Here is a 25,429-nt window from a genome sequence, read left to right as displayed (position 1 = left end):
ACAAATGCATTTTGTCCGCTTTTGCTGGTTAAAACAGATCCTTCTGATTTAAATAATGTGAAGAGGCAGTCATAGCTGGAGTTGGTATGTTTATCCGGTCAACAGAGCATCTCCATCGATAGAATTCATTTTGAGTTAAGGTTAGTTGCGCTATATTCCTCCCAAAATTTTTACTGGAATAAAAATTCATTAGGAAGTAACCCCAATGCGTAGTTTGCCATTCTTAATTGCCTTTGCTCTTTTCTCCACTAGTGTATTTGCACATGATAATCATCAAACTGCGGAAGAAGTCCGCCAGTTAAAGAAAGAGGTGGTTAAGCTCCGTAAAGAAGTACACTCTGACCACAAACAGGGTGTTGGAGCTGAAAATGTTCGTGACTTAGAAAAAGAAGTGGTTAAGTTACGAAAAAATGTCCATCGGCTTCAGGACTTGATTTTGGAGTTGCAGGCGAGTATTGACGCTCAGCCCGAACTGGTACCGCCAGCTCTAGTAGAGGAGCGTCCAAAGTGGGCCTGTTATATGAAGGATCCAGTGGCGGGAGGCATGCATTCAAATGGCTTTAGCCGTATTGAGGCGAAGGGGAAATTACTTGAACTCTGTACTCAGCGCAGTGGTTTTTGCTCTGAGTCAAGGATCAAGTGCTCTGAATAGATGAGCTGTTGAATTGGTTTGTGAGTGTTAGGGGAAATTCAGTTTATGAAGCCTGCTGAATTCCCCAATTCCGCCCACCCAATCAATAGTATCAAAAACTCACATTTAACTGTGTGAAGTGCGCATCAAGCAGCTGAAATAATAAATTACGCCCTTTGCGATGAAGCGCCTCTGGGGAGCCGTGGATTTTAAAGTGTTCGGGAAATAACTTGGCAACATCCGTTTGTGACCACTCTAGATGAAATTGTAATCCCAACACATTTTTTCCGAATATAAACGCCTGATGAGGGCACAAGTCAGATTCTGCCAAGCAAATTGCCCCCTCCGGAATTTCAAAGAAATAGCTATGTGCCTGGAATACATTCTCTAAATTGAAATTCAGTGCTGTTGTAGACCTTATAGGTAGCCAGCCCATTTCCTCTTGAGGAAGTTGGCGGACCTCTGCTTCCAATGCATATGCAAGAATCTGTGCCCCAAGGCAGATGCCCAATATTGGGATCGGAAGTTCAATGCAGTTTTTTACCCATGCAATCTCATTGGCAAGCCAGGGGAGCCTTTCACGCTCACAAACGTTCATCATTCCACCAAGGATAATAACTCCGCTAAAGTCGCTTTGAGGTAGTGGTGATTTCTGTGGGTTAATGATAGAAAGCGGTATTCGCTTCTCTGTAGCCCAGTCATAAATATACCCCGGGCCCTCAGTTTCCTCATGTTGGATAATCAGTATTGGTTTGGTCATTTACTGGAAATCCTGATTTTCAAAATACAGTTCTTCCTTATAGTGGATGCCAGCTTTAGTTAGGCTTTTTGGCCAGCTATTTTTCGAAAGCGGTTTTAAACTGCCGCTATAAATGTCGCTGAAAAAATCATGGTCGGTGCTGACCAGCAGTATTTGGTCGAAGCTGGGGGTGGATGCAATTTCATGCACAAGCAAAGTGTAATTTTTAAGAAGTATTAATTGGTAGTGCCCATTTTCTGTTCGGGTAAGGGGGCTATCCATTAGTCGAGAGGTTACCCTGAAAGTAACAGCTTGCAGCGCAAGTTTTCCTCCTCGTTCAAAATGCCCTGTAAACATTTGGGCGTTAAAGGCATTGAGTTTTCCCTCGCGTAGTTCGCGTAAAGAAAATTCCTCTGGAAGCAATGTAACTAACTCGTTTCGCTTGAGGAGGTTTTGCACCTCCTCCTGGTCATCAGTCTCCAATTCCAAAATAACTTGATGACTGTGTTTTCCGCCATGTAGTGGCATGTGTGTGGCAATAATTTGCCCGCCGACGGTAAACAGGGCCATGCCATGAATTCCGACTGAATTGTCACTTTGTGCTAATGAAGATTGTGTGAAGCATACGCTTGAGCTGATTGTCAGCGCCAAAAAGAGAAGAATATTTTTCATCGGTTTTGTGTAGCTATGACCTTGGATGCAGGGGATTCTAAGAGTACTCTAGTGAATAATCGATTCAAAAATAGAGACATTTGATTCCACAATGGAAATAGAAGCACTTGAGAAGTTTCTAGTGATTGCTGCGACGGAGAACCTGCAGCGCTCCGCAGACAGGCTGGATACGAGCCCGGGTGGATTGAGTAAAACATTAAAGCGGCTGGAAGGAGAGCTGGGTACTCGCCTGTTTGATCGAGTTGGCAAGCAACTGAAAATCAATGACGCAGGCCGCAGACTGCAAAGTCGGGCGGTTGAGATGGTGGCGATTTCCAGAAGAATTCGCTCTGAAGTTGGCGAGCTAAAGGTAAATCAGGAGTGCCGAATTGCTGCTCCGACCATGCTGCAACTAGCCTGGGGTACATTTATCCACCGCAAATTTACTACTGAGGAAGCAGGGGGGCGGTTGTCATTCACATCGGCCTATGAAGCCTTGGCATTGAAGATGTTATCCAGGGGGGAGGTAGACCTGGCCCTGATAACCGGAGCGGTTTTGGGGCAGTTGTCATCCACAATGGATGCTCGGCCACTTGGCTCAGTATCAATGTGTATTGCTGCAGGGCCTGATCACTCTTTGATCGTGGAGCAGGGGGCTGAGGTGAAGGCTTCACTGTCAGATATCTTGCAATATCCATTTGCCGCACCGAGGATATCACCCTTCTGTGGTGAAGAGCGGGGGATAGGTAGTGATGGCTGGCCGGAAATTAATTATCCTCGTAAGGTACAGGTCGTTGTAAATGATTATGGGGTTCTTTGCCAGCTAGTGAAAAATAGTAGGCTGCTCGCTTTTCTGCCTGAGCCTCTGATAACTGAAATGGGTGGGGTGGTCGTTAGGGTGGAGGATAGCGATATAAAATCTAGTGAAGAGCTCTTTGTAGTAGGAAGGAAAATGAATGCCTCCTGGCTAAGTAAATTTGCCGAGTGGGCTTAGTGTTTGGATTGGAGCCAGTTAAGCCAGCTTCCATAGAGGGTATTGCAGCAACTAAACTGCCGAAATATTCGGTTGGCAACTGCCATATTTCCACCTGGATGGCTTGCCCATCTCCTGATTCATCGCGAACCAGAGCGGGGCGCTCCTCCTCGGGGAGAACATAGAGACGGTATTGGTGACTGGTTGTTGTTTTCTGATGTAACTGTTCTCCCCGCTCAGTGAGTTGCCAGTTGAGAGGTTGCTCTTTGAGATGTGCACCACAGACTACAATTTTTGCCAGCTTGTCCGGTGTAGCTAATGGCGAGAGCCGCTGTCTTGGTTAGATGTCTCTCCCGGGCGTTCTCCTGTAGCAGCCAATGGGAGATTACAGGCCTGGTGTAAACTATTAGAAAAACTTAGCAGGGACATATCGCAATGTTTCTGGCTAAACAAAGTGACTCCCCAGCTAATTCCGGAGCTAAGGAAGCCAACGGGCACTGCGGTCGCAGAATAGTCCAATAAGTTCATAAAATTTGTGTAGGTTCCGAGAATAGAATTTCTTTGAATGGGTTGCTCGGATATTTGCTGGCGGGTGTAAGCAGTCGGTATAGTGGGAATAATGATAAAATCGACATTCTCCAGTGTTTTATCACAGATTCTCTTTAGTGCCTGTAAGCGGTATTGTCCCAAGAAAGCATCAGCTGCAGTTTTTGTTTTCGCGGAGTTAATAACCTTCCGGATTACCTCAAGCATGGATTTCGGTTTTACACCTTGAGTTGCAATCCAGCGCTCGGCTACCCAGGGACCTTCGTATAGTAGCTTTGCCGCTTCTATAAAAGGATTAAAGCCTACAGTTACAGCCTGCCCGCCCAGCACTTTTAATTTTTTGATAGATTGATTAAAGAGTGCCTGGGTTTCTTTGTTCCCTTGAAAATCAACTTGTTCAGGTATACCAAAAGAAAAACTGATCTTATTGTTAGGGAAGCTTTCCTGGAAGTACTGCAGCCTATTTGAAGATGGGGTGGTACGGCTATAGATATCGGCTGAATCAAATTTCGCCGTAATATCAAGTAGCTTGGCGGCATCTTGACAATTTAGGGCGAATATTGACACGCAGTCGAGACTTTTACAGGCGGGGACAACCCCTGTAGTGCTCAGCAGTCCCCGAGTGGGTTTATGGCCTATTAAATTATTGAGTGCCGCAGGTACCCGACCAGAGCCAGCAGTATCTGTTCCCAAAGCAAAACTGACTTGCCCAAGTGCTGTGGCAATAGCTGATCCCGCACTGCTCCCGCCAGAAATATACTCCTGGTTAAAAGAGTTTTTACCTTCTCCGTAAGGGGAGCGAACACCTACTAGACCGGTGGCGAATTGATCGAGATTGGTTTTGCCGAGCGGCACGGCTCCTGCTTCAATCAAAAGCTTTACAACAAATGCGCTTTCGCGAGGGGTATAGCTAAAGTCTGGGCAGGCTGCTGTTGTAGGTACTCCAGCAAGATCAATATTATCCTTGATAGCAAAGGGCACTCCGTATAATGGCAGATCGCTGGGCCTTATTCGGTCCAATGCTTCTAGATAGGGCTCTACCTCTTCTCGCGTTAATAGGGTTATCCAGGCGTTATAATTGGCTTGCTGCTGTGCTTGCTTTAATAGACTGGCAATGAGTTCACGCGGTGTTGTAATACCTTGGGAGTAGGTGTTTCTTAGATGGTCTAGCGTTAAATCGTGGGCCATAAAAGGGTTCCGAGAATAACTTCAACTAGATACCGGACTGTTATTTATTTCGATGTTTGTATTACTAAGATTATATTTTTTCAAGAATTTTCATCTCACTGTAAACCGCATAATTTTAGATTTAGTAAATACATAATTAGTTTGATGCCCTCTCTGATGGGCAAGGTGTCCCTGCTGCAATCCAGCCTTTCATTGCTTCAATGAACTTGTCGTGGGGGATATTTACCGGTTGGCGGCTGTCTCCGGGGTGCCATCCCCACAATACCAGTGGGCTGGTACTGACAAACTCCAGTTGACTGGTTGGTGCTCGCCCGCCGTTGTCCTGGGGAGTAGTTAGCAGCTTGCAGATTTGAGCCGAGGATTTTTGTGACCAGTTCAACTCAATGGGTGCCATAACCCACCCTGGAGCTCCAGGCGCACCGGTAACAGGGTTGTTTTTATTTGAATGGCAGTTATTGCAACGCATGGTACCTGCCCCCATATTATCTGGACCGCGCTCCACTCTAGGAACATGGGGAGACCCTTCATTTATAAGTGGCATCTCCAACTGGTGGCAATTGAGGCAGCGGGGGTGCAGAAGGACCTCTACGATAGTTTCCCAGTCCTGGTGCCCTGGAGTGCTGCTGGCCTCCTCTTCCTGGGATGCACCTCGATGTTGATCGCAACCGGTTAACGTGAGGAGTGCTATGGCACACAAAGCCAATAGGGGGCGAAAGAGAGCTGTGTTTGGCCGCATTTTCATTCGGCTTGCCTTTAAGTTCGATTTTCACTCTCAAACATAATTGGGCCTGAGGGCTAGTGATAGTTTCGAGATTGATTGCCGCGTCAAAAGATAGACCTGGCGGGTTCAGTTCTATTGGGTTGTGACCAGTTATTCATATTTGGGGATTAAGGCGCCGTAGTACGTGGTATGATAGGCGCGTTTTACATGTTTGATTCTTATATAGCGGGCGCGACTTTTAGCGTCTAGGAGAGCGTATGTCCTGGTTAGGGGCGGGGATAGGTGCAGGCTTTGGTTTTATGTTCGGTGGCCCTTTTGGCGGCCCAATTGGTGCGGCATTGGGAGCCTGGATCGGCAGTTCATTTGGTTCCAGTTTGCAGCAGCGCCTTGGGAAGGCTGCTTCGGCCCTGAGCAGGGATGGAGCCCAGACAATCTTCATCGTGACTCTATTTTCGATGTTGGCAAAAATGGCTAAGGCAGATGGCCTGGTTTCTAAAGCTGAAGTGGAGTTTATAGAGGGCTTTATTAGAAACAACCTCCGTCTGGGCACTGAGGAGCGCAAGCATGCAATCCGTATTTTTGAAAATGCCAAGACTGATAAGTACAGCATTTACGATTACGCAAAACAGTATCGCCAGCTGGTTCGCGATCAAGCAATGCGGGAAATGGTGTATCGCCTATTATTTGCTGTTGCTTATGCCGATGGTGAATTACACAGCGCAGAAAAAGAAATTTTAAAACGCATCACTGTTGATCTTGGGTTGCATGAATCTTTATTTGCGGCAATGCAAAATGAGTTTTTGCACGGGGGTAGGAGTACGGCTGCAAATCTGGAGCAGCATTACGCAGTGCTGGGTTGTACCCCGGAGACTAGCGATAAAGAGCTTAAATTAGCTTATCGCCGAAAAGCAGCAGAGTACCATCCCGATAAAATTGCTTCCAAGGGGTTGCCTGAAGAGTTTATGCGTCATGCTGATGATCAGATGAAAAGCATTACTGTTGCCTATGAAGCGATTGTGGAGGCGAGAAAGCAACAGGCTAAGGTTGTCAGCTAGGTTCTGGAAAGTAGCCTTGCTGTATCGAAAATAAAGGAGTTGATAGATGAGTCTTGCTGAGACAATTAAACATAAACTGACTGCGGAATTTTCCCCTCAGCATATTGAAGTGCAATGTGAAAGTCATATGCACAATGTGCCTGTTGGCTCTGAAATGCACTTTCGGGTCGTTTTGGTGAGTGAGGCGTTCAATTCAGCAAGGAAAGTGCAGCGCCATCAAAAAGTCTATGCGGCTTTGTCTGAAGAAATGGCTGGCCCAATACATGCTCTGGCTTTGCACACCTACAGCCCGGAAGAGTGGGAGGGACAGGCCCCCCAGAGTCCTGAATGCCAGGGTGGTGGAAAAAAGTCGTAATTCAGCGCTTTATTTAAAACAACTCAGACAGGTTCCAGTTCTGGAGCCTGTCGCGTTTTTCATTTAAACAGCCATTCAAAAATTTTCAGTTTCTTTTTGCGTCACGAAAGCCCTCATAAGCTTTTGCTGGTTGTAAGAATCAGTGGTGAAATGGCGTTAATTTTTTGTTTATAAATTTAGATCTCTTCATACCCCTCTTGCTCTGGCGGCCGCTAGAATTCCAAGAGGCGCCTATCCATTTTAAAAATCATACTTTGTTCGGGAAAATTAAACGCCAAAAAGCGGTTTAAGTGCCAGAAAACAATAAATACTTTTTTACACGCCAACATTTGTTTGTTTTTTCTACACCTGTTACTTCGTGCGACTAGACTGACCATTGATTGGGCTGATTGCTGTTTGATCTGCTGAATATCAATGGAGTTACCACAAATGAAGATGACGCGTATTCTGATCCCCGTTATGACGCCCCTAGCCTTAGCAATCTCTAGTGTCGCTTCGGCAGGACCGGCTGGCTATGCCCCTCCCCCACCAAAGACCCAGGAGTTTAAGGTTCGAATTGGTGGGGCCTATATCTCGCCCAATTCGGATAATGTCACGTTTGCGGACAGGTTCTTCGAGGGGCCGGATGATTTTATTGACGATTGGGGTGCATTCCGCTCCAACGTTGATCCCAGTGATGAGTGGGGCTGGTTTATCAATGTAGAGTGGCGGGCCACCGACCATATGAGTGTATCCCTGAGTTACACTGAGGGTGACCGCCATACAGGAGGAGATAACCGGCCCTGGTTACGTCGTTTTAACCCAGACTTTGATGATTTCCATCGCCGTCGCGATTTCGCCAGATGGAAGCCTCAGATCACGGCTGCTTATCTGAATTATTATCCCTTAGATCCCAGCTGCATGGTTCAGCCTTATATGGGAGTAGGTATCAACTATACCGACTTCACCGATGAGCGCCTGAGGAATTGGGGCTGGTGGGTTTTCGATGATGATGTTGAAGTGTTCCGGCCTTGGGATGGACGTGTAAACCTGGGTGACAACTGGGGTTACACTTGGCAAATTGGTGTCGACTTTAACTTCGGTCACGATAGTAGCTGGCTGATTAACCTCGCGGCTATTTACTATGATGTAGATACCGATATTGAGGCAGATGTCTTCTGGTTCGATACCGATGATGATAATGAGTTCTATCGCCACAGATTTGGTGGTGATTACCTCTTCGACCCCTGGTCGTTCAATATCGGCGTAGGCTACAAGTTTGATTTCCACTGGTAATCAAACATGCAGCCAAAAAAGGGCGCTTCGGCGTCCTTTTTTATTTAATGCTCATCTGATATTAAGGGGAAGGCGCTTAACCTTTCTTGAGTGCTGCAGTTGCCAATTCTTGATTACAAGTGGCGCTTATATTGATCGCAATTGTATTCTTTAAATTTCTCTCTCAATTTTTTTATCTTGTCTTTCCATTTCTCCATCTGCTCTCCCGATCCGCCATCTTTTCTTTCTTCGCGGAAGTGTTCAATTTTTTGTTGCCACTTTTTACATTTCTTAAATGATGCATCCTGTTGTGCTGCTGCCTGATGGGTAGCGGTCAGTACAGCAATAAGGGCAATAGCGAGACCTTTGGTTTTCATAATGGTTATTCCAATTATTGCTAAATAAATAATCCCACCCTGTCAATCTAAAGTAAATGAGATGCATTAAAAAATAAGAACCTATTTGTTTTTTTGTGAGTCAGTTAGTGAGATAAATATAAGGTTTTGGTGCTAAGTGTGAAAATCGGGGCAGGGGAGTGTTTAAGGAGCGTAGAGGTTGGAGTCCTGAAGCTTTATGCCTGCTAGCAGTTTATATCTGGAGATAGGAAGAAGGCCCGCTTAGTTATGGGCCTTCTTATAATGATTTGTTTCAGTAATTACTGATTTGAAGGAAAACTGAACTGAATACCTTCCCTTACACCACTGGCAGGCCAGCGCTGGGTAATGGTTTTGCGCTTGGTGTAAAAACGCACTGAATCGGGGCCGTAGGCGTGGAGGTCGCCAAACAGTGAACGCTTCCAGCCACCAAAACTGTGGTGTGCTACCGGTACCGGCAGAGGTACGTTGATACCAACCATTCCAACTTTAATATTGTCGCTGAAATAGCGTGCGGCCTCACCGTCGCGAGTAAATAGACAGGTGCCGTTACCGTATTCATGAGCATCGATAATATCCATGGCCTCCTGCATGGTTTCGACACGCATCACACAGAGTACCGGGCCAAATATCTCCCCACTATGAATCGACATTTCCGGAGTGACTCGATCGAACAGACAGGCGCCCAGGTAATTACCATTTTCAAAACCGGAAACGGTTTGGTTGAGCCCATCTACAGCCAACTCGGCACCCTCTTCGATACCAGCGGCAATATAACTCTCCACTTTTTGTAAGTGTTGCCGGGTTACCAGTGGCCCCATATCGCTTTGGCTGTCCATACCATCGCCGATTTTCAGATCAGCAATTTGTACTTTGAGCTTCTCAACAAGGACATCGGCGGTTTCATGGCCTACCGCTACAGCGACAGAGATGGCCATACAGCGTTCACCACAGGAACCATAGGCTGCGCCCATTAGAGCAGCGGCAGCGTTGTCCAGGTCGGCATCGGGCATGATGATCGCATGGTTCTTGGCACCACCAAACGCTTGCACTCTTTTTCCATGGGCGGTGCCTGTGGTGTAGACATACTCTGCAATCGGAGTCGATCCCACAAAGCTTACCGCTTGGACACGTTTATCAGTGAGGAGTGTATCGACGGCCTCTTTACCGCCGTTAACCACATTCAGTACCCCTGTAGGGATGCCGGCTTCTATACCCAGCTCCGCGATAAACAGTGCAGAGGAGGGGGTGCGTTCGGAGGGTTTTAGTACAAAGGTATTGCCGCAGGCAATTGCCATGGGCCACATCCACAGGGGGACCATAGCGGGGAAGTTAAAGGGGGTTATGCCGGCACAAACACCCAGCGGTTGGAATTCGCTCCAGGAGTCTATTGCCGGCCCGACATTTTTACTGTGTTCGCCCTTTAGCATTTCTGGAGTAGAGCAAACGTACTCGATATTCTCGATGCCTCGCTGTAATTCCCCCATCGCATCGTCAAGGACTTTGCCGTGTTCCAGGGTAATCAGCTCACAGATCTTTGCGGCGTTCTCCTGCAGCAGGTCTCGCAGGCGGTACATAATTCGTACTCGCTTGGCCGTCGGTAGGTTTCGCCAAGCGGGGAAGGCTGCTTCAGCTGCACTAATGGCCTCTTCAACAGTCGCTTTAGAGGCTAGCGAAACCTGGGCGATCACTTCGTTGGTGGAGGGGTTGGTGACCTCTTGGAGTTCGGAGTTACCTGCGGCACCGGTGTCATAGACCATGTTGCCATTAATCAGGTGGCCGATTACTTTCATAGTTCTCTCTCAGTCGGGTTTATCAATTATTGTTCTACTGCTTTGCCCCTTTGTAACACAGCTCTGTGTTTTGGGGAAAAGCTCCCGACTGTTCGGAGTTATTCGTGTTTGGGAAAATCCCTGAGAACCGCCAAAAATGCATCGCCGAAGCGTTCGAGCTTACTGTCTCCAACGCCGGAGACCGCTAATAGCTCGCTGCGTGTTTGCGGGTGGGCTTGTACCATACCGCGCAGGGTCGCATCGTGGAAGACGACATAAGGCGGCACGCCGCGCTCTTCTGCCAACTGTTTGCGACAGTTGCGCAGGGCTTCCCAAAGCACTTGGTTTTCTGGGCTGAGATCATCCAGGCTGCGATTGTCACGGCTCTGCGAGCGAGCCGCTTTTGGGGGAAGCTTACGCAGGCTGAGAGTTTCCTCCCGTCGCAGCAGCGGGCGACAAATTTCAGTGAGCCTCAGCCCCTGGAATTCCCCCTCGACCTCCAGGTAGCCGCGAACAATCAGCTGCCGCACGACTGCCCGCCATTCGGCTGCGCTCAGGTCTTTGCCGATGCCATGAGTGGAGAGCTGATCGTGCTCGAATTTGCGGACTTTCTCGTTCTCGGAGCCGCGCAGTACATCGATCACGTGGCTAGCGCCAAAGCGCTGTCCGGTGCGGTAGACACAGGAGAGAAGTTTTACCGCTGCCTCACTGGCATCCCAGGTGGCAGGCGGCTCCAGACAGGTGTCACAGTTGCCGCAGGGTTCGTCCAGGGGTTCCGCAAAATAGTCCAGTAGGGCCTGGCGGCGGCAGCTGGTGATTTCACACAGCCCAAGCATGGCATTCAGGCGGCTGCGTTCCTGGCGCTTGTGTTCTTCGCTGCCCTCTGAGGACTCCACCATCTGGCCGATCTTTACCACATCCTCGAGACCGTAGAGGAGTAAAGCAACTGAGGCCCCACCATCGCGGCCGGCACGGCCCGTTTCCTGATAGTAGGCTTCGATGCTTTTGGGCAGGTCCAGGTGAACAACGAAACGCACATCCGGCTTATCAATCCCCATACCAAATGCAATGGTGGCGACAACAATGACGCCCTCTTCACGCAGGAAGCGGCGCTGGTGCTCGGCGCGGGTCTCGGCGGGTAGCCCGGCGTGATAGGGCAAGGCAGTGAAGCCCTGCTGGCTCAACCACTCCGCAGTGTTCTCCACTTTGGCTCGGGACAGGCAGTAAATAACCCCGGCGTTGCCCTGGTGTCCGTTTTGTAAGAATTGCAGCAGTTGGCGGCGCTGGTTGTCCTTGGGCTCAATGCGGTACTGGATATTGGGGCGGTCGAAGCTGCTGACAAAGTGGCGGGCCTCTTCCAAGTCCAAGCGGCGAGCAATTTCTGCACGGGTGCGCTTGTCTGCTGTCGCTGTCAGGGCAATACGGGGTACCCGGGGGAATTGCTCGTGCAGGCAGTTGAGTTGCAGATAGTCGGCGCGAAAGTCATGCCCCCATTGGGAAACACAGTGGGCTTCATCAATGGCAAACAGCGACAGTTCTACCCGTTGCAGTAATGACAGGGTTCGTGGCTGTAGCAACCGCTCCGGGGCTAGATAGAGGAGATCCAGCTCACCGTGTAATAGCTGGCTTTCGATTGCCTGGATTTCGTCATAGGCCACTGATGAATTCAAGTAAGCGGCGCGGATGCCGGCTTCCTGAAGAGCTTCTACCTGGTCCTGCATCAGGGCAATCAGGGGGGAGATTACAACTCCACACCCGGGGCGCGCCAGGGCGGGAATCTGGTAGCACAGGGATTTACCACCGCCGGTGGGCATTAATACCAGGGCATCATTGCCGGCTACCAGTGTGTCGATAACTGCTTTTTGAGGATCGCGGAAATCGGTATAGCCAAAAACGTGTTCGAGAATATGTTGTGGGGAATTCATGGGCGGGGAGTATACCTTGTGGCTCGATCGCGCGTGGTATGTTTATTGATGAGTATGCCGCTGAAATTGAATGAAATTGACGGCTTTACGCCTGTGACATATTTCGCGGGTTATAATCCTACGCCATCACAGCGGCAAGCTAAGGATAGGGCTATGCGCACATTGATTTTGTCAACTGTGTTGTCGTTGACGGTTCCTGCCGGACTTCTGGGGTGCGCCTCCACCTCCCCACATAATCTGGTTCAATCTGTTGTTGCTGACACTCACCTGGGGTGGCAAACAGCACCGGAAAACCAACTGGCATTTTCCCTGGCGACCGCATCGGGTGTTGCCCAGGTTGAGCTACAGCCTTTGCCGGAAGAGTTCACAGTGGTCACTCTTGAGTTACCCGGCATGCAAAAAGTTGAAAATATTCAGTGGGAAAATGAAGAAGGGAAATTCACCACGCTGTATGACGGCGAGGCGAGTTTGGAAGGCGTCAGCCTACAGAGCCGGGGGCACGGCTATCGCTTGCAGTTGCAGTTGTCTGCGATGGACTATCTCCGGGATGGGGGGGTGCTGACCGTTACGGATCAGCGTTAGAAACTCTACTGGTACGCTCAAAGCCCAGTCCTGCAGGGCGAATCAAATAGAGCTGTTTCCAGTACTTTCCAGTTACCCAGAGCCCATTTTTGGCTTTGTCCCAGGCGATCCCATTGGCCACGGTGTCAGGATGATTTCTGCCGGCCGGATTGAGAGCGCTGAGATCGATAATGCCGCGCACCTGGCCACTCTCCGGATCGATGGCAATAATCTGTTTTTCTTGCCATATATTTGCCCAAATCAGGCCCTGGGCAAATTCCAATTCATTGAGTCTGGACCAATTTTTACCTCCGCCTTGAACTTTGAGGTGTCGCACTACCTCAAAAGTATCGGGATCGCGGAAAACCAGTTCGCCACTGCCATTACTCATAATCAGCTGCTGGCCATTACTGGTGAGGCCCCAGCCTTCGCCTCGATAGTGCATGACCTTCAAATGTTGGAGCTTGTCTGCGTGGTAGACATGGACCTCTCCCGCCTTGTAGGTCAGCAGGTAAAGTTTATCGTTGAGAACTGTGAGCCCTTCAGCGAAACGATTCCTAGCAAGCCATTTGCGTCTTACTGGATTGGCCCCAGGGTCGGTATACTCGGCGAGCCAGGAGCGGCGGTAGCGACCACTGCTCTCCCACCAGCGTTGACCATCGTAGAAAAGCCCCTGGGTGAAATGGTCCCCTCCACGCTGGCGCTCTTCCAGGATGGAAAAAGGGATTGTTTGGAGTTGTGTCTCTGCAGCTGCACTTTGTGGCCACGGGGCGTAAAGCAATAACAGTATCCAGCTGTTCACGAGAAGTCGGTTCATCAATAGCCTATGACCAGAATTAAAACTTTTATCACTTTGACGCTGTTGGGCGGACTCGCAGTGGTGCTGCCTATAGCTATCTTTGTCCTGCTGTTTCAGTGGCTGTTCGGTCAAGTTAGTGATCTTGTAGCTCCCGCTGTGGTGTGGCTTGAGGCGCATACAGAATTTAAGAATACCCTTGCCAGGCTCGTGGTGATAGCCCTGATTCTCGGTGGTTGTTTCGCGATTGGTTTGTTGGTGAAAACCAGTGTTGGCAGCTGGTTACACCGCCATGTGGATCACTGGTTGGGACGCCTGGCGCCGGGTTACAGCACCATCAAAGATGTGGTGATCCAGTTTATTGGTGGCGGTGGTGAAGGTGTGCTGGCGGGGCCGGTAGCCAAGGTCCGCATTCACGGCATTGATAATCCGCTCACTGTCACCGCAATTGTCACTTCTCAACACCCCAATGGAGATATGACTGTCTATGTGCCCACAGCGCCGGTACCCACCTCCGGGTTTGTGTTTCACGTACCGGCAGAGTGCGTAGAAATACTGCCCGGCGTGAGTGTTGAGGCAGCGATGAAGACGATCGTCGCCTGTGGTTCCGGCAGTGCCAACTTGCTGTCTTCAGAGAAGAAGGAGACTGGAGCCTCCTCTACTTGATATCCCGGTTCCTACCCAGATCGCGAATGGCAAAGCGAGCCGGGTGCAGTGCTTTGGCCAGGGTTGCGCTGACCGGAAGGGGCTCGTTGAGCATCCAGGCAGTCAGTACCTCGGCTGTTAGTGGTGCGTAGGTAAAGCCACGGGAACCCAAGCCTCCCATTACATAGAGACCTTGCTGGTAGTCAGCCCGCTCGGGGACGTACTGCTTGCGGTTCTTGCGCAGTGCGACATAGGTATCGCTGATAGAGTCCCAGTTGGGTAAGGGGCCGACTAAGGGTAGGTAGTCGGGGGTCGCTGCGCGCAAAGCCGCTCGGCCAGAGAGAGACTGTTGTGAGAACTCATCGGCTATTTGCGGCAGTAGCTCTGCCAGGGTTTGTAGATTCTCGCTGTGCTCGCTAACCCGTAGGTCAGTAGCGGTCTCCTTAAGCTTAAAGGTGGCCCCAAAGCTCTGACGCCCTTGATAGGCAGGAGTGATATAACCCTCACCGCACAGAGCCATTTGTAACTGCGAAGAATTTTCAGTGGCTGCTGCTCTGGACACCTGCCCGCGAATTGGCTTCAGGGGGAGGGCCGCCGCAGGGGCAAATTGGCGAATATCATTGGCACCGCACAGAACTACCGCATTAAATTGAAAGTCACTGCGGTCTGTTTTTACTGACCAACCGCTCGATTCTCGTTCTAATTCTTTTACCAAGCTGTTGCTGTGCAGGGTGATATTTGGATGCTGCAATAAAGTGGCGCAGACTTTGCGCGGTTCAATCCACCCGGCGTGAGGAAAGTGCAGTCCACCCACGGGTAGGTCGACGCCGGCCAGGGAGCTGGCCGCTCGAGCATCGACAGGTTCAGCCAATAGCTGCCCATCGCTCTCCGCCAGTGTGGCGGCAACCTGACTCTGTAATTGCTGTTCCCGCTCAGTTTGCGCCAATTGCAGTAGACCGCTGAAGTGGCTCACTTTAGAGCAGCGGCTGCGATAGTAGCGCTGGGCAAACATCAAAGCGTGGAGATTGAAGTCTCCGTTGGGGCCGGGCTTGGGAGATAACTTGGCGTATAGAATTCCCTGGTCATTCCCAGAGCCGCCAGAGCCGGGTTCCTCACCCTGTTCAAATACCTGAACATCGATGCCGCGCTCTGCCAGTGCCCGGGCAATAGTGGCACTGGCTATTCCCGCGCCGACAATAGCGACGGTTTTAGGAGGCTTGCTTTCCTGGTGAGGCAGGTGCCACGGAGTTTCTCTGGTTTTGCTCACTTGTGGGCTCTCCAGAGTGCCACACAGCATCTCTCTTTTGCGCCCGAAGCCGGGAACCTTGCGCAGGGAAAAACCGGCATCGCGGAGTCCGCGCTTAACCAGCCCGGCACAGGTAAAGGTGGCGAAAGTGGCGCTGGGACTGCTCAGAGCGGCCATGTTATTAAACAGCTCTGGTGTCCACATATCCGGGTTCTTGGCTGGGGCAAAACCGTCCAGGAACCAAGCGTCTACCTGGTGATCGCTGCCCCTTTGCAGGCGCAAGCTGTTCAGGGCCTCACTTGCCTCCCCGATAATCAGGGTCAGGCTGACTGGGCCAAAGTGCAGCCGGTGAATGCCGGCGGCCAGCAGGGGAGGGTAGCTATCAATCAAGGGCTGGGCGAACGGGGCCAGTTGTGGCCAGAGATCCAGTGCCCTGCGCAGGTCGTTGGGACGCAGTGGGAACTTCTCGACCGAAATAAAGTGCAAGCGAGCACTTTCCGGGGCTGTTTTCTGCCAAAGCTCCGCGGCGGCGAGAAAGTTCAGGCCGGTGCCGAAGCCAGTCTCGGCGATGGTAAAGGTGCCGCTCTCCGCGAGCTGTTGCCAGCGTTCAGCCAGGGCATTTTGCTGCAGGAAAACGTAGCGGGTTTCCTCCAGGCCGGAGGCGCTGGAAAAATAGATATCGTCGTAGGCGCGAGACAGCGGCTGGCCGTCTTCACGCCATTCAATTTCTGCGTACTTCTTGTCCGGTTCGCTCACAATAAGACTTCCGTCAGCCCTCATCCTGCAAGCCAAACTCGCGCATTACCTGGTCGCACCAGCGCTGGATACGCTCCTCGCTCAGATCGAATTCGTTCTCCTCATCCAGGGCCAGCCCGACAAACTGGCTGCCATCGGCGGTTAGCCCCTTGGATTCTTCAAACTCGTAACCTTCTGCGGACCAATAGCCCACTGCACGGGCACCGCAGGCGAGGAGCTGTGAATGCAAATAGCCCAAGGCGTCCTGGAACCACTGGGGGTAGCCTTCCTGATCGCCCAGACCAAACAGCGCGACCTTTTTCTCGTGCAGGTCCAGCGCGGCCAAGTCGTCCCAGATATTTTCCCAGTCCTCTTGCAGTTCGCCGTAGTCCCAGGTGGGAATGCCGAACAAAAGGAAGTCGTAGTCTTCGGCGAGGCCAATATCCGCCTCTGCGATATTGTGGATATCAATCCATTGAGGACCGATACACTGGCGGATCTTCTCCGCAGCCATTTCGGTATAGCAAGTGCTGGAACCGTAAAAGAGTCCGATTGGGGCTTGGGAACTTTGCATAAAAGGTGAACTTCTTACTGCTGGGACACGGCGCCACTAAAATCCAATTGTCGCCAGGCCTCATAGATAACAATGGCGGCGGCATTGGACAGGTTGATACTGCGGCTCTCGGCACGCATGGGGATACGCAACGTGTTTTCGGCCCCTACTGCTTGCAGGAACTCTGCGGGTAGCCCCCGGGTCTCCGGGCCGAACACAATGGCGTCATCCGCCTGGAATTCGATCGCGGTATGGCTTTTGCTCCCCTTGGTGGAGAGCGCCAGCACCCTGGCGGGTTGTTCTCTATCGATAAAGGTCTGCCAGTCCTTGTGGCGCACCACGCGACTGTACTCGCTGTAGTCGAGGCCGGCGCGACGCAGGCGTTTGTCATCCATATCGAAACCCAAGGGCTCGATAAGGTGCAGCTCTGCCCCAGTATTGGCACAAAGTCGAATAATATTGCCGGTATTTGGCGCTATTTCAGGTTGGTATAGAACAATCTTGAACATGAGGTGGCGTTTGCGCTGGAGAGACTTCTAGCTAGACCGGACAGCAGTGCCCGGCCCTGTACGGCTGCGGATTATTCCACAATTAGATGGGGGTGGCGATCTCCTCGCAATCGATCTCGACCCCGAGTTCATTGGCAATCTGGTCCAGATCGTCACGCAGGCCGTCGAGATCTATGTCTTCGGCCACACTGATGGTGCACTCGGCATTAAACAGGGGCTCACCGCTCCAGGGCGTGCTGCCGTAAGTGGTTTCCAGATGCTCCATATTGATATGGTGGGCGGTAAGGGCGCGCGAGATCTCGCGGACTATGCCGGGACGGTCGTTGCCAACCAGTTTCAGCGTCAGCGTCTGCTGGGGTTTGGCGGATACTGCAATGGCATCTTCAATGACCAGGTTGTAGCCTGCGTTTGTCAGGGCTGACAACGCCTCTTTAAGTGTCTCGCTTTTATCTGCGGGCACCGCCACCCGCAGGATTCCGGCAAACTTCCCAGCGAAGTGGGCCATATGGCTGTCTTCCCAGTTGCCGCCGTTATCTGCGATAACTGCTGAAAGCTTTTCCACGACACCGGGCTTGTCATCAGAGATCATGGAGATAACGAGATGCTGTTGCATATAGGGTTCCTTTGCTTCACGAGAGACGTTGAGCTGACATTGTAATAGGATCTTGTCGAATAACTCTATCGGCCAATCTCAAAAGCGTTATTTTGAAACCAATATCCAAGTACTTTAACGAGGGACTGTTGATGAACGTGATTGCGGACTTATGTGTGATCCCTATCGGCGTTGGTGTTTCCGTCAGTAAATACGTTGCTGAGTGTGAACGGGTGCTGGAAGAGGCGGGGCTTTCCTATCGCCTGCACGCATACGGTACCAATATCGAGGGGGACTGGGATAAGGTGATGGCGGCAGTTAAAGAGTGCCACGAGCGAGTGCATCAAATGGGCGCCGACCGAATCAGTTCCAGTCTGAAATTGGGAACTCGTATTGACCGCGAGCAATCTATGCAGGATAAGATCGACAGTGTGCAAATGAAGTTGGACCAACGATAACAACACAGGAAAAACTATGACGAGCAATTTTAAGAAATCCCTGGTGGCCCTGGCCGGTGCACTGGCTTTGGCGGGCACAGCCCAGGCCGCAGATTTCTCTGCTGCCATTAAGGGGGATCATCGCAACAAGGATTATGTCGCCCGCGATCAGTACCGCAACCCAGCGGAGACCCTGGAGTTTATGGGGATCGAGCCGGATATGACGGTAGTGGAAATTACCCCGGGCGGCGGTTGGTATACCGAAATTCTCGGGCCCTACCTGAGCAAGAAGGGGACCCTATACGCGGCGCACTTCCCTGAGAATAGTGAGTCCGACTACTTCAAGCGCTCCCTGAAGAACTTCAAAGCAAAGCTGGCTGCTAACGATAAGGCTTACAAGAAAGTAATTGTGACTGAGTTTGCCCCGCAAACCGGTCGCGAGATTGCTCCGGCAGGCAGTGCCGATGCCGTAGTAACTTTCCGCAACGTGCACAACTGGATGTATCGTGATTATGCCGATGAAGCTTTTGCCAGCTTTTTTGCCGCGCTGAAGCCCGGTGGTGTTCTGGGGGTCGTTGAGCACCGTGCCAAGCCAGGTACCAGCCTGGAAGATATGGTGAAAAGTGGTTATGTCACCCAGGAGTATGTTATTGACCTGGCTAAAAAAGCGGGCTTTGAGTTCGAAGAGGCCAGCGAGGTAAATGCGAACCCCAAAGACACTGCTGACCACCCCAAAGGCGTCTGGACCTTACCACCGGTAATGCGCTTGGGTGAAGAGGATCGTGAAAAGTATCTCGCTATCGGCGAGAGCGATCGTATGACCCTGCGCTTCCGCAAACCCAAGTCCTGATCGTTTTACAATATTCTGGGGGTGGCTATGGCTGCTCCCAGCCTACCTGAATTAGTCGCTGTATGATTATTCCCTTCGAACAACTAGATGCCGATACCCTGCAAAGTCTGCTGGAAGAGTACGCCACTCGCGAGGGCACCGAATACGGTGAGCGTGAAGTGGAACTGGTGGACAAAGTTGCCAGCCTGCGTCGCCAGCTGCAATCCGGCCAAGTGGTGATCTGGTTTGAGCCCGGTGAAGAAACCGTAAACCTGGTCCTGGCCGAGGACCTGCCCCCCGATGTCTGAATGGTTGATCGATAGCCCGAGAGAGCCCCTTGCGCGCTTCCTGTTTGCCCATGGCGCCGGGGCGCCGATGGACAGTGAGTTTATGCAGTTCCTGGCGCAGGGGTTGTGTGAGCAGGGTGTGGAAGTTGTCCGTTTTGAGTTTCCCTATATGGCGCAGCGGCGCACCGGGGGAAGTAAGCGGCCACCCAATACCATGCCCCAGCTGCAAGAGTCTTTCCGCGAGCAAATCGTCCAGTTAGGCCCCGAGTTGCCCCTGTTTATCGGTGGTAAGTCCATGGGCGGGCGCGTGGCGAGTCTATTGGCGGATGAATACTGGGGGCAGAAGGCGATTGCCGGTGCCGTATGCCTGGGATATCCGTTTCACCCCCAGGGCAAGCCGGAAAAGCTGCGTACCGAGCATTTGGTGGATATTCGCTGCCAGACCTTGGTGATACAGGGAGATCGCGACCCATTAGGCCGCCGGGCTGAGGTAGAAGGCTACGGTTTGGCGAACACCATTGAGGTCGAGTGGCTGGAAGATGGCGATCACGACTTTAAACCCCGTCGCGCCAGCGGTTTTAACCAGCTTCAGCATTGGCAATCCGCAGTAGAGTTGGCTGCCCAGTTTATGCTGCGATCTCCAGGACAGTAATGCGCTCTTCCCGCACCATCAGTGGGTTGAGTAGATTCATCTGTGCGCGGCGCTCCTGGCTGGTATACCAGTGTTGCCAATGGAGCTCAGATTGCCATTTGGAGAGTGTAAAGCGCCGCAAGGGATTGCCCTTCTCGATATAGGTCTGCCCCTCGATAAAGCCTACGGTGCGGTAGGCGCAAGTGAGGATTTTGCGGGCGGCCTCTTCATAGCTGCCCTGCATTTCTGCCGCAATTTCCCGTTCTATCAACACGTAGATCATTGTCAGCCCGAATTGCGTTAGCCCTATGAGGATTTTAGTGCGGGCGCAAGGGAATTACCGCGCGGCCCTCATGCCTCTGGAGATGACGACGGCGGCAAAATTGCGCACAATGATACCTATGAAGTCAGATCACACCTTAGATGCCCGTGGCCTCCTGTGCCCGGAACCCGTCATGATGCTGCATTCAGCGGTGCGCAATGTCGCCGATGGTGAAGTGTTGAAAATGGTTGCTACCGACCCCTCCACTCAGCGGGATGTGCCCAAGTTCTGCCAATTTCTTGGATATGAGCTGGTACAGCACGCAGAGGAAAATGACGAATTTGTCTACTGGATTAAAAAAGCGGAATAGCGGGTCGCGGTTGCTCCAGCCCCCATGCCATTGGCGGGGGCTGGCACACTCCTGAATACTAAGACCCAACAGTCCCTAGGGAGCTGTCACCAGGGCAGCGATAGCGGCCAGGGCTTCGGGGTCCTCGGATTTAATTTTGTTAGCGATATGGTGTTGGAAAAAGTACCGGAATCCCTCGCTCTCCTGCGCGGGGTACAGGCAGTGATCCCCCGGTAAAACCGGAGTGGTTTCAACAATATCGTGGTCTATTAGCATGCCGTGAATATCCCCGTCGGCGTGCAACCTCCAGCTGACGACCTCAATCAGTGTCAGGTTCTCGCGCTGTTCATCCATAAACACAGCGTGGGTGCCGATGGTGTCGGGGATCTCCTGGAGTACTTCCTCAGCTTTATTGCTCTCGTATTCAAAGTATTCCGCCGCAGTCTCCAGCTCGACGATCTTGTGAATGGGGGGCTGATGGAAGATTTCCTCGATGCCGGGGTCATAGTAGCCCTCAAAGCGTCCGTCGAGAGGGTCCTTGATGTCGGGACAGGCCACTATGGTGTTTAACCAGGGAACGAGGCCTACGACCTCGCCATTTGCTTTGAGACCCCAGCATAAAACTTTCAGGCTATATAGATCTGTGCCGCTGGAGTTGTTGGAGTAGAGCATTTCCAAGCCGTCTAGCTCCGGCGATAGGCGAATAAAGCGCCTGTCCGCAGAAGTTTCGATGGGCTCGCCGGTGAAGAGGTCAACCACATTGTTGATACTGTGGTCTGTCATGGAACACCTCCTTGCAGGGCCGGTTGTATACCGTCTCCACGTCAGATGAAGGTGCGACAGCGAAATGCCCTACCTCTGAAGGAAGACTGGGGCAGGAGGGTGTTTGATTGCTTTAATTCCCTCCTCGGGGAGACGCTAGAAGGACACGCCCTCTGCGGCATCCCTGTTCCTAAAGGTATATGTTGATTTGCCGAAATACAACCAGCGCCTTTTGCGCCCCGCAAGCGCCTGCGCTTTGATCGGGGCGCAGGCGTTGATATAGTCCCCGCCTTTGAGGTATCCCGGAGAACGCCTTGCCTGTTGCAACCGCAGAAATGGCTTCTGTTCCTACGAAACTGCCAATGGCTGATCGTATCGTCAGAGTCTTCGATCACTGTTTTTCAGACCCAAATGGGCTCAATACCCGACTTCGCGGGGGCTTTTGCGAGCCCTATTACCGGCCCAGGGGGGAAGGTCAAACCTACCACCAGGTAGAGTTCACCTTGGACTATCCCGCCAGTGCTTTGCATGAAGTGGCGCACTGGTGTGTCGCCGGAGAGGCCCGGCGGCAGTTGCCGGATTACGGTTACTGGTATGCGCCGGATGGTCGCAGTGCCGACCAGCAGGCTGAGTTCGAGCAGGTAGAGGTCAAGCCACAGGCCCTTGAATGGATCTTTGCACGGGCTTGCGGACTCAGTTTCCGCGTGAGCGCTGACAATCTGGAAAATGGATTGGGCGCTAGCGACCCGTTTAAAAAGGCCATCTGGCAGCAAGTTCTGGACTATTGTGATACCCGGCCCAACCCTCGGGTCCGTGCATTCGCCGAAGCCCTGATGAAGGAATTCGGCTGTTCCAATCCTTTTGATCGGGGCAGCTACCAATTGGCGGATCTCTCTTGAATAGTTATCTCATAGACGCATCGGTATATATTTTTCGCTACTACTTTGCGCTGCCGCCCAACTGGGAAAGTCGCAGTGGCTACTCCACTGAAGCCGTTTACGGCTTTACTAACTTCCTGTTGGATATGTTGGCGCGACAACCGAGCTATATTGCCTGCGCCTTCGACGAATCATTGGGAAGCTGTTTTCGCAATGAGATTTACCCGGACTATAAGTGCAGTCGCGCACTACCCGATGAAGCCCTGGCTTTCCAGCTGGCGGCGTGCCGGGAAATGGCTGAGGTACTGGGTATTGTCAGCTTTTCCAGTGAGCGCTACGAGGCCGATGACATACTGGCCACGTTAACCCGGAAGCTGCACCGGCATAACCCAGTGGTCGTGAGCCGGGACAAGGATCTGGGGCAGCTGCTGGCTCGGGGCGCTGTATCCCTGTGGGATTTTGCCAACGACCGGCACCTGGATGGCGAGGGCGTACGGGAAAAGTTCGGTGTGCGCCCGGAGCAGATTCCCGACTATCTGGCCCTGGTGGGAGACACCAGCGATGATATTCCCGGGATACCCGGCGTTGGCCCAAAGACTGCGGCACGCCTGTTAGAGACATTCGACACTATAGAAATGTTGCTGGAGCAGCTCGATACCCTTGCCACAATGCCCATTCGCGGAGCCAAGGGATTGGTGGCCCGGATAGAGGAATACGAAGAGCAGCTGCACCTCGCCAAGCGCCTGACCAGTCTTGAGGAGCGGGTTCCCCTGGATATAAAACTGGCAGATTTGCGCCCACAGCCGGTAGATGTCTATCTGGCCCGTGCCCTGGCGGAGGAATTTGGTATCGGCGGCCTGAGCAAGAAGATTGAACGCACCTTAGCGGGTGTTGATGGAGAACTTACATGACGGATAGCGCTGCACAGAGTGCGGGATTAAAAATTGTCGCCGATGAGAATATTCCTGCGTTGGAGGAGTATTTCGGTGATCTGGGAACGCTGGAGCGCTACCACGGCCGCACCTTGAGCCGAGAACAATTAATTGATGCAGATATTTTGTTGGTGCGCTCGGTCACCCAGGTTGATCAAAGCCTGCTGGAGGGGACCCGGGTGCGCTTTGTTGGCAGCTGCACCATAGGTACTGATCACCTGGACACCCAGTGGTTGGAGCGCAATGAGATCTTCTGGAGTGCCGCGCCTGGCTGCAATGCCAACTCCGTGGTGGAGTATGTTTTCTGCACCCTGGCCGCACTGGAAATTGACTGGCATGGGCGCAGCTTCGGCATAGTGGGCTGCGGCAATGTGGGCGGATTATTGCAACAGCGCTTGCATGCCCTCGGGGTTTCCTGCGCAGTTTACGATCCCTGGCTACCGGAAAACCCGGATGCGAGTGAGCTGGAAAAGGTGCTGAGCCAGGATATTGTTTGCCTTCACGCACCGCTGGTTAAGGGCGGCACCTACCCCAGTTTCCATATGATTGGAGCAGAGCAGATGCGCCAGCTCCGCGATGGCAGCGTATTGATTAGCGCCGGCCGGGGTGGGGTGGTAGACAACCGGGCACTGCTGGCGGAAATCCAGCGGGGCAAGCGTTTTACTTCCGTACTGGACGTATGGGAGAACGAACCGGATATCGATATTGAATTATTGCAGCATGTTGACCTGGGGACACCGCATATTGCCGGTTACAGCCTGGATGGGAAGCTGGCTGGCACCCGTATGATTCGCGAGGCCTTGTGCCGGGAACTGGGTATTGCACCCATGTCTGCGGAATGTCAGCCGGCTGTTACCTCTAAAGAGATCAGGGGAGACTCAGCAGAAGAATTACTGTTGCAGATGTACAACCCCCGCGCGGACGATCGCCGCCTGCGCGCGGCGGCAGCAGGTGATGTGCCGATGGAGAAGGCTTTTGATTTGCTGCGTAAAGAGTACCCCGAGCGCCTGGAGTTCAGTCACTACAAAACTTCAGCCCAGACTTTGGGTGACGAAGAGAAGCGGCAACTGGAAGTGTTGGGGTTGGCGTGCAGTTAAGTAAACAAGTAAAAAAGCTTGGTTTAATTATTAACCCCTGGGCTGGCATTGGTGGCCCGGCAGGGCTTAAGGGGAGCGATGGTGCCGAAACTGTGCAACGCGCGCTGGACGCAGGTATCGAACCCCAGGCAAATCAGCGTGCGGCGCTGGCCCTTGAGGAGTTAAAACCCTTTAAGGATGAGCTGGAAATCCTGTGCTTTGCCGGCGATATGGGGGCCAGTACAGCGCGTAAACTCGGTTTTTCTGTCTGTGAAGTGGGCGTGGCCGAGTGCTCGCCATCCTCCCCGGAGGATACAGAGCGTGCAGCAGCTACTATCCGCAACAATGGTGCAGACCTCATTGTTTTTATCGGCGGTGACGGCACTGCGAGAAATATCGTCAATGCCCTGGGAGATAATTTCCCGGTACTCGGTATTCCCGCCGGAGTGAAAATGCATTCCGCCTGTTTTGCGATTTCCCCTAAAGCGGGTGGCGAGGTTTTGCGCCGACTGATGGCGGGGCAACTGGTGGACCTCGCTGAGCGTGAAGTGCGGGATATTGATGAGCAGTCATTCCGCAGTGGGCGGGTAACTACGCGTTACTACGGCGAATTGCTGGTGCCCCAGGAAGGTCAGTTTTTACAGGCGGTAAAAAATGCCGGCCGTGAAGTGGAAGAGCTGGCAGTTGCGGATATCGCCGCAGAGATTACCGAAGACCTGGACCCGCAAACCCTGTATGTCGTTGGCCCAGGCTCTACTACATTGGCAATCCTCAGCGAGTTGGGCTGTGAGGGAACCCTGTTGGGGGTGGATTTATTACTGGATGGCCAGTTGTTGCAGTTGGATGTCAGTGCGCCGCAAATTGAACAGTCTATTGCCGATCACAGCGGGCCGGTAAAAATCATTCTCACCGCCATTGGTGGCCAGGGTCATTTAATTGGCCGGGGTAACCAACAATTGTCGGCCAATGTACTGCGGCGCGTTGGGCGCGATAATTTAATCGTGGTTGCGACTAAGACAAAAATTACGGAATTGCATGGGCGCCCGCTATTAATCGATAGCGGTAACCCCAAGCTTGATAAACGGTGGAGTGGTTTTATTCGAGTGGTTACCGGTTACCGGGATGCCATTCTTTATCCACTGAGTAACGGGGATATTCAATAAGC

Annotated in this window: 31 protein-coding genes; 16 read left to right on the top strand and 15 right to left on the bottom strand. The window is 52.1% G+C overall.

What is annotated here, in order from left to right:
* Positions 1 to 205 precede the first annotated feature (205 nt).
* Positions 206 to 652 carry a magnesium transporter CorA family protein gene (locus tag ACJJIR_RS14400; protein ID WP_282933578.1) on the top strand — a complete coding sequence of 149 codons (447 nt, stop codon included), beginning with the start codon at positions 206 to 208 and terminating at the stop codon, positions 650 to 652.
* Positions 653 to 743: 91 nt separating this feature from the next.
* On the opposite strand, the gene ACJJIR_RS14395 is transcribed toward ACJJIR_RS14400, so the two are convergent.
* Positions 744 to 1,391 (bottom strand): type 1 glutamine amidotransferase, encoded by a 648-nt coding sequence (locus ACJJIR_RS14395; protein WP_282933577.1) that lies wholly within the window; start codon positions 1,389 to 1,391, stop codon positions 744 to 746.
* Positions 1,392 to 1,940 (bottom strand): hypothetical protein, encoded by a 549-nt coding sequence (locus tag ACJJIR_RS14390; RefSeq protein WP_444905865.1) that lies wholly within the window; start codon positions 1,938 to 1,940, stop codon positions 1,392 to 1,394.
* Positions 1,941 to 2,133: 193 nt separating this feature from the next.
* On the opposite strand from ACJJIR_RS14390, the gene ACJJIR_RS14385 reads away from it, so the two are divergent.
* The gene (locus ACJJIR_RS14385; protein WP_444905864.1) at positions 2,134 to 3,015 is read left to right on the top strand and encodes a LysR family transcriptional regulator; all 882 of its coding nucleotides are present in this window, start codon (positions 2,134 to 2,136) and stop codon (positions 3,013 to 3,015) included.
* Here ACJJIR_RS14385 and ACJJIR_RS14380 read toward each other — a convergent pair.
* The 3 genes from ACJJIR_RS14380 to ACJJIR_RS14370 form a co-directional block, all read right to left on the bottom strand.
* A complete protein-coding gene (locus ACJJIR_RS14380) occupies positions 2,942 to 3,286 on the bottom strand; it encodes an allophanate hydrolase-related protein (RefSeq protein ID WP_444908426.1) in 345 nt (114 codons plus the stop codon). The genes ACJJIR_RS14385 and ACJJIR_RS14380 overlap by 74 nt on opposite strands.
* Positions 3,287 to 3,309: 23 nt before the next feature.
* Positions 3,310 to 4,728, bottom strand: a complete 1,419-nt coding sequence (gene atzF, locus ACJJIR_RS14375) for an allophanate hydrolase (RefSeq protein ID WP_444905863.1) — start codon at positions 4,726 to 4,728, stop codon at positions 3,310 to 3,312.
* 136 nt (positions 4,729 to 4,864) lie between these two features.
* Positions 4,865 to 5,470, bottom strand: a complete 606-nt coding sequence (locus ACJJIR_RS14370) for a hypothetical protein (RefSeq protein WP_444905862.1) — start codon at positions 5,468 to 5,470, stop codon at positions 4,865 to 4,867.
* A gap of 236 nt (positions 5,471 to 5,706) precedes the next feature.
* Between ACJJIR_RS14370 and djlA the strand changes: the two genes are divergently transcribed.
* The 3 genes from djlA (at position 5,707) to ACJJIR_RS14355 (ending at position 8,134) form a co-directional block, all read left to right on the top strand.
* Entirely contained in the window at positions 5,707 to 6,504 is a 798-nt protein-coding gene (djlA, locus tag ACJJIR_RS14365; RefSeq protein WP_444905861.1) for a co-chaperone DjlA, read from the top strand.
* Positions 6,505 to 6,550: 46 nt separating this feature from the next.
* Positions 6,551 to 6,859 carry a BolA family protein gene (locus tag ACJJIR_RS14360; RefSeq protein ID WP_444905860.1) on the top strand — a complete coding sequence of 103 codons (309 nt, stop codon included), beginning with the start codon at positions 6,551 to 6,553 and terminating at the stop codon, positions 6,857 to 6,859.
* A 429-nt stretch (positions 6,860 to 7,288) separates the two neighbouring features.
* Complete coding sequence (locus ACJJIR_RS14355; RefSeq protein ID WP_444905859.1) at positions 7,289 to 8,134, top strand: OmpW/AlkL family protein; 846 nt, start codon at positions 7,289 to 7,291, stop codon at positions 8,132 to 8,134.
* 113 nt (positions 8,135 to 8,247) lie between these two features.
* Here ACJJIR_RS14355 and ACJJIR_RS14350 read toward each other — a convergent pair whose 3' ends face one another.
* From ACJJIR_RS14350 to recQ, 3 genes are all read right to left on the bottom strand, one after another.
* Positions 8,248 to 8,490 (bottom strand): hypothetical protein, encoded by a 243-nt coding sequence (locus ACJJIR_RS14350; RefSeq protein ID WP_444905858.1) that lies wholly within the window; start codon positions 8,488 to 8,490, stop codon positions 8,248 to 8,250.
* Between the two features lie 278 nt (positions 8,491 to 8,768).
* Positions 8,769 to 10,280, bottom strand: a complete 1,512-nt coding sequence (locus ACJJIR_RS14345) for a CoA-acylating methylmalonate-semialdehyde dehydrogenase (RefSeq protein ID WP_444905857.1) — start codon at positions 10,278 to 10,280, stop codon at positions 8,769 to 8,771.
* A 98-nt stretch (positions 10,281 to 10,378) separates the two neighbouring features.
* Positions 10,379 to 12,184, bottom strand: coding sequence for a DNA helicase RecQ (gene recQ / locus ACJJIR_RS14340; protein ID WP_444905856.1), 1,806 nt, complete (start codon positions 12,182 to 12,184; stop codon positions 10,379 to 10,381).
* A 153-nt stretch (positions 12,185 to 12,337) separates the two neighbouring features.
* Between recQ and ACJJIR_RS14335 the strand changes: the two genes are divergently transcribed.
* Positions 12,338 to 12,766 carry a hypothetical protein gene (locus ACJJIR_RS14335; protein WP_157953964.1) on the top strand — a complete coding sequence of 143 codons (429 nt, stop codon included), beginning with the start codon at positions 12,338 to 12,340 and terminating at the stop codon, positions 12,764 to 12,766.
* On the opposite strand, the gene ACJJIR_RS14330 is transcribed toward ACJJIR_RS14335, so the two are convergent.
* A complete protein-coding gene (locus ACJJIR_RS14330; RefSeq protein ID WP_444905855.1) occupies positions 12,750 to 13,562 on the bottom strand; it encodes a glutaminyl-peptide cyclotransferase in 813 nt (270 codons plus the stop codon). The two genes, ACJJIR_RS14335 and ACJJIR_RS14330, sit on opposite strands and share 17 nt — an antisense overlap.
* Before the next feature lie 9 nt (positions 13,563 to 13,571).
* Between ACJJIR_RS14330 and ACJJIR_RS14325 the strand changes: the two genes are divergently transcribed.
* Positions 13,572 to 14,207, top strand: a complete 636-nt coding sequence (locus ACJJIR_RS14325; RefSeq protein WP_444905854.1) for a DUF502 domain-containing protein — start codon at positions 13,572 to 13,574, stop codon at positions 14,205 to 14,207.
* Here ACJJIR_RS14325 and mnmC read toward each other — a convergent pair.
* The 4 genes from mnmC to ACJJIR_RS14305 form a co-directional block, all read right to left on the bottom strand.
* Positions 14,200 to 16,188, bottom strand: a complete 1,989-nt coding sequence (gene mnmC / locus ACJJIR_RS14320; RefSeq protein WP_444905853.1) for a bifunctional tRNA (5-methylaminomethyl-2-thiouridine)(34)-methyltransferase MnmC2/FAD-dependent 5-carboxymethylaminomethyl-2-thiouridine(34) oxidoreductase MnmC1 — start codon at positions 16,186 to 16,188, stop codon at positions 14,200 to 14,202. The two genes, ACJJIR_RS14325 and mnmC, sit on opposite strands and share 8 nt — an antisense overlap.
* A 13-nt stretch (positions 16,189 to 16,201) precedes the next feature.
* Positions 16,202 to 16,741 carry a flavodoxin FldB gene (gene fldB / locus ACJJIR_RS14315; RefSeq protein ID WP_444905852.1) on the bottom strand — a complete coding sequence of 180 codons (540 nt, stop codon included), beginning with the start codon at positions 16,739 to 16,741 and terminating at the stop codon, positions 16,202 to 16,204.
* A 14-nt stretch (positions 16,742 to 16,755) separates the two neighbouring features.
* Positions 16,756 to 17,229 (bottom strand): tRNA (uridine(34)/cytosine(34)/5-carboxymethylaminomethyluridine(34)-2'-O)-methyltransferase TrmL, encoded by a 474-nt coding sequence (gene trmL, locus ACJJIR_RS14310; RefSeq protein WP_444905851.1) that lies wholly within the window; start codon positions 17,227 to 17,229, stop codon positions 16,756 to 16,758.
* Positions 17,230 to 17,311: 82 nt separating this feature from the next.
* Positions 17,312 to 17,842 carry a glycine cleavage system transcriptional repressor gene (locus ACJJIR_RS14305; protein ID WP_108732554.1) on the bottom strand — a complete coding sequence of 177 codons (531 nt, stop codon included), beginning with the start codon at positions 17,840 to 17,842 and terminating at the stop codon, positions 17,312 to 17,314.
* A 131-nt stretch (positions 17,843 to 17,973) separates the two neighbouring features.
* On the opposite strand from ACJJIR_RS14305, the gene ACJJIR_RS14300 reads away from it, so the two are divergent.
* From ACJJIR_RS14300 to ACJJIR_RS14285, 4 genes are all read left to right on the top strand, one after another.
* Complete coding sequence (locus ACJJIR_RS14300; RefSeq protein ID WP_282933558.1) at positions 17,974 to 18,279, top strand: MTH1187 family thiamine-binding protein; 306 nt, start codon at positions 17,974 to 17,976, stop codon at positions 18,277 to 18,279.
* Positions 18,280 to 18,295: 16 nt separating this feature from the next.
* Positions 18,296 to 19,108: a class I SAM-dependent methyltransferase gene (locus tag ACJJIR_RS14295; protein ID WP_444905850.1), complete on the top strand. Its 813-nt coding sequence runs from the start codon at positions 18,296 to 18,298 to the stop codon at positions 19,106 to 19,108.
* 62 nt (positions 19,109 to 19,170) lie between these two features.
* On the top strand, positions 19,171 to 19,395 hold the full coding sequence (locus tag ACJJIR_RS14290; RefSeq protein WP_108732557.1) for a YheU family protein: 225 nt from the start codon (positions 19,171 to 19,173) through the stop codon (positions 19,393 to 19,395).
* Positions 19,388 to 20,026 (top strand): alpha/beta family hydrolase, encoded by a 639-nt coding sequence (locus ACJJIR_RS14285; RefSeq protein WP_444905849.1) that lies wholly within the window; start codon positions 19,388 to 19,390, stop codon positions 20,024 to 20,026. Before ACJJIR_RS14290 ends, ACJJIR_RS14285 begins: the two co-directional genes overlap by 8 nt.
* Here the strand turns inward: ACJJIR_RS14285 and ACJJIR_RS14280 are convergent.
* The gene (locus ACJJIR_RS14280) at positions 20,001 to 20,288 is read right to left on the bottom strand and encodes an antibiotic biosynthesis monooxygenase family protein (RefSeq protein ID WP_413665059.1); all 288 of its coding nucleotides are present in this window, start codon (positions 20,286 to 20,288) and stop codon (positions 20,001 to 20,003) included. The two genes, ACJJIR_RS14285 and ACJJIR_RS14280, sit on opposite strands and share 26 nt — an antisense overlap.
* Positions 20,289 to 20,406: 118 nt before the next feature.
* Between ACJJIR_RS14280 and tusA the strand changes: the two genes are divergently transcribed.
* Entirely contained in the window at positions 20,407 to 20,637 is a 231-nt protein-coding gene (gene tusA / locus ACJJIR_RS14275; RefSeq protein WP_282933554.1) for a sulfurtransferase TusA, read from the top strand.
* A gap of 75 nt (positions 20,638 to 20,712) precedes the next feature.
* Here the strand turns inward: tusA and ACJJIR_RS14270 are convergent, their stop codons facing one another.
* Entirely contained in the window at positions 20,713 to 21,399 is a 687-nt protein-coding gene (locus ACJJIR_RS14270) for a hypothetical protein (RefSeq protein WP_444905848.1), read from the bottom strand.
* A 293-nt stretch (positions 21,400 to 21,692) separates the two neighbouring features.
* Here ACJJIR_RS14270 and ACJJIR_RS14265 point away from each other — a divergent pair, with 293 nt between their 5' ends.
* The 4 genes from ACJJIR_RS14265 to ACJJIR_RS14250 are packed head-to-tail and all read left to right on the top strand — an operon-like array spanning position 21,693 to position 25,427.
* Positions 21,693 to 22,277 (top strand): elongation factor P hydroxylase, encoded by a 585-nt coding sequence (locus tag ACJJIR_RS14265; RefSeq protein WP_444905847.1) that lies wholly within the window; start codon positions 21,693 to 21,695, stop codon positions 22,275 to 22,277.
* Complete coding sequence (locus ACJJIR_RS14260; protein ID WP_444905846.1) at positions 22,274 to 23,167, top strand: 5'-3' exonuclease; 894 nt, start codon at positions 22,274 to 22,276, stop codon at positions 23,165 to 23,167. The genes ACJJIR_RS14265 and ACJJIR_RS14260 overlap by 4 nt, the downstream gene beginning before the upstream one ends.
* Positions 23,164 to 24,285 carry a 4-phosphoerythronate dehydrogenase gene (locus ACJJIR_RS14255; RefSeq protein WP_444905845.1) on the top strand — a complete coding sequence of 374 codons (1,122 nt, stop codon included), beginning with the start codon at positions 23,164 to 23,166 and terminating at the stop codon, positions 24,283 to 24,285. Before ACJJIR_RS14260 ends, ACJJIR_RS14255 begins: the two co-directional genes overlap by 4 nt.
* Complete coding sequence (locus ACJJIR_RS14250) at positions 24,276 to 25,427, top strand: ATP-NAD kinase family protein (RefSeq protein WP_444905844.1); 1,152 nt, start codon at positions 24,276 to 24,278, stop codon at positions 25,425 to 25,427. Before ACJJIR_RS14255 ends, ACJJIR_RS14250 begins: the two co-directional genes overlap by 10 nt.
* The last annotated feature ends 2 nt before the right edge of the window (positions 25,428 to 25,429 follow it).

The organism is Microbulbifer maximicatervae (SeqCode), assembly GCF_052467385.1.
The sequence above is the reverse complement of the archived record's forward strand: the minus strand, read 5'-3'. Positions and strand labels throughout refer to the sequence as shown.

Coding starts and splice junctions, on each gene's coding strand:
- ACJJIR_RS14400 (WP_282933578.1), top strand. CDS start 206: ATGCGTAGTTTGCCATTCTTAATTGCCTTTGCTCTTTTCTCCACTAGT.
- ACJJIR_RS14395 (WP_282933577.1), bottom strand. CDS start 1,391: ATGACCAAACCAATACTGATTATCCAACATGAGGAAACTGAGGGCCCG.
- ACJJIR_RS14390 (WP_444905865.1), bottom strand. CDS start 1,940: ATGGCCCTGTTTACCGTCGGCGGGCAAATTATTGCCACACACATGCCA.
- ACJJIR_RS14385 (WP_444905864.1), top strand. CDS start 2,134: ATGGAAATAGAAGCACTTGAGAAGTTTCTAGTGATTGCTGCGACGGAG.
- atzF (WP_444905863.1), bottom strand. CDS start 4,728: ATGGCCCACGATTTAACGCTAGACCATCTAAGAAACACCTACTCCCAA.
- ACJJIR_RS14370 (WP_444905862.1), bottom strand. CDS start 5,470: ATGAAAATGCGGCCAAACACAGCTCTCTTTCGCCCCCTATTGGCTTTG.
- djlA (WP_444905861.1), top strand. CDS start 5,707: ATGTCCTGGTTAGGGGCGGGGATAGGTGCAGGCTTTGGTTTTATGTTC.
- ACJJIR_RS14360 (WP_444905860.1), top strand. CDS start 6,551: ATGAGTCTTGCTGAGACAATTAAACATAAACTGACTGCGGAATTTTCC.
- ACJJIR_RS14355 (WP_444905859.1), top strand. CDS start 7,289: ATGAAGATGACGCGTATTCTGATCCCCGTTATGACGCCCCTAGCCTTA.
- ACJJIR_RS14350 (WP_444905858.1), bottom strand. CDS start 8,490: ATGAAAACCAAAGGTCTCGCTATTGCCCTTATTGCTGTACTGACCGCT.
- ACJJIR_RS14345 (WP_444905857.1), bottom strand. CDS start 10,280: ATGAAAGTAATCGGCCACCTGATTAATGGCAACATGGTCTATGACACC.
- recQ (WP_444905856.1), bottom strand. CDS start 12,184: ATGAATTCCCCACAACATATTCTCGAACACGTTTTTGGCTATACCGAT.
- ACJJIR_RS14335 (WP_157953964.1), top strand. CDS start 12,338: ATGCGCACATTGATTTTGTCAACTGTGTTGTCGTTGACGGTTCCTGCC.
- ACJJIR_RS14330 (WP_444905855.1), bottom strand. CDS start 13,562: ATGAACCGACTTCTCGTGAACAGCTGGATACTGTTATTGCTTTACGCC.
- ACJJIR_RS14325 (WP_444905854.1), top strand. CDS start 13,572: ATGACCAGAATTAAAACTTTTATCACTTTGACGCTGTTGGGCGGACTC.
- fldB (WP_444905852.1), bottom strand. CDS start 16,741: ATGCAAAGTTCCCAAGCCCCAATCGGACTCTTTTACGGTTCCAGCACT.
- trmL (WP_444905851.1), bottom strand. CDS start 17,229: ATGTTCAAGATTGTTCTATACCAACCTGAAATAGCGCCAAATACCGGC.
- ACJJIR_RS14305 (WP_108732554.1), bottom strand. CDS start 17,842: ATGCAACAGCATCTCGTTATCTCCATGATCTCTGATGACAAGCCCGGT.
- ACJJIR_RS14300 (WP_282933558.1), top strand. CDS start 17,974: ATGAACGTGATTGCGGACTTATGTGTGATCCCTATCGGCGTTGGTGTT.
- ACJJIR_RS14295 (WP_444905850.1), top strand. CDS start 18,296: ATGACGAGCAATTTTAAGAAATCCCTGGTGGCCCTGGCCGGTGCACTG.
- ACJJIR_RS14290 (WP_108732557.1), top strand. CDS start 19,171: ATGATTATTCCCTTCGAACAACTAGATGCCGATACCCTGCAAAGTCTG.
- ACJJIR_RS14285 (WP_444905849.1), top strand. CDS start 19,388: ATGTCTGAATGGTTGATCGATAGCCCGAGAGAGCCCCTTGCGCGCTTC.
- ACJJIR_RS14280 (WP_413665059.1), bottom strand. CDS start 20,288: ATGATCTACGTGTTGATAGAACGGGAAATTGCGGCAGAAATGCAGGGC.
- tusA (WP_282933554.1), top strand. CDS start 20,407: ATGAAGTCAGATCACACCTTAGATGCCCGTGGCCTCCTGTGCCCGGAA.
- ACJJIR_RS14270 (WP_444905848.1), bottom strand. CDS start 21,399: ATGACAGACCACAGTATCAACAATGTGGTTGACCTCTTCACCGGCGAG.
- ACJJIR_RS14255 (WP_444905845.1), top strand. CDS start 23,164: ATGACGGATAGCGCTGCACAGAGTGCGGGATTAAAAATTGTCGCCGAT.